Genomic DNA, 1,086 nt, shown 5'->3' with positions numbered 1-1,086 from the left:
AAAGAGCAAATGATCCGGCCCCAGGAGGGGATGGCCAATACCGCTTACAAGACCGGTCCATCCGGTGAGCTGGCTGCTGTCACCCATTCCGAAAGGGTGGTGAGCGAAGGCGGGGCTTCCGAGAAGAAGCAGCGGAATGATTCCGAGGGCAGCCCACCTGATTGGCCGCTGGCAGCCCTGGATTGAAAAAGTCAAAAGTCGATCCTCGTCGTTTGAAGGTCTGGCGGGCGTTCTGACTGACGGCTCTCGCGGAGACGATTCACAGCTGCGGGACAGCGACGGACTTTCACCGCTCTTTCCCCGTTTCCATCAGCAGCTGCTCACTGCTGAAACCAGAAATCACACATTAAGGCCAGCTCTTGCTTCTGCCATGAATGCTTTTCAAGGCTTGGTACAAGCTCTGCACTCATTCATTACATAGGGATGTGGAATGTATTCGCAGGGATTCTGGTTCGGAACACATAATTTCCTGATCCAGGTCCTGTTGTCCCGATGCTGCGAATTCAAGGCGACGCTCAGCTGTTGAAGACTCTTTTGCTTGAGTCGCTGTGCGAACCCCTGTCTCACTTCCAACACAATAGTTCTCAAGACCGATCCCTTATTGAGAATGACTTGCAATATCAGCAACGCCCTTGTACTCTTGCAACCAATTCTCAATCGCAATAGTTGTGACGGCTTCTGCCTACCGTTTTTTGCCCGATGATTCGGTTGCTCCGATGTCGATGCCACGCCAGCAGACTGTGTTGCTGGACCCAGCTGGTCGTGAGCAGGCCACAGTTCTTGAAGTGATGGAAGGGGTTTGTCGTGTGTACTGCCCATGCGAAGAAACCGAAGGGATGACCCTGGCATTTCTCCAATCCGGGGATCGTTTACGAACGGATCGCCTCTGTAGTGATGGTGCCTGCGTCGAAGCCTTAACCGCTCTGAAATTTCGGCGAGACGCCGTGAGTGCCGACGAGCTGGGCATGGATGCCGTCAACGAATGGACGTTGCAGCTGTTGCGTGTTCGCCACCTAGGCCAGGCTGAGCAGCGGTTGCATGCGTTGTTGGTTCTCTTAGTGAATCGCCTGGGGATGCGGCGAAGTG

The 1,086-nt window shown here is 54.3% G+C and carries 2 pseudogenes and 1 riboswitch; of the pseudogenes, one reads left to right on the top strand and one right to left on the bottom strand.

The window, feature by feature from the left end:
* Positions 1–87: pseudogene (locus WH5701_RS18735) on the bottom strand (hydantoin utilization protein); the annotation flags it as partial.
* 117 nt (positions 88–204) lie between these two features.
* A riboswitch (cobalamin riboswitch) is annotated at positions 205–352 on the bottom strand.
* Positions 353–722: 370 nt separating this feature from the next.
* Here WH5701_RS18735 and WH5701_RS00760 point away from each other — a divergent pair.
* Positions 723–1,086: pseudogene (locus tag WH5701_RS00760) on the top strand (Crp/Fnr family transcriptional regulator); the annotation flags it as partial.

Source organism: Synechococcus sp. WH 5701 (assembly GCF_000153045.1).
In the GTDB taxonomy this organism is placed as follows: Bacteria; Cyanobacteriota; Cyanobacteriia; order PCC-6307; family Cyanobiaceae; genus Regnicoccus_A; species Regnicoccus_A antarcticus.
This window is presented reverse-complemented; position numbering and strand designations above follow the sequence as displayed.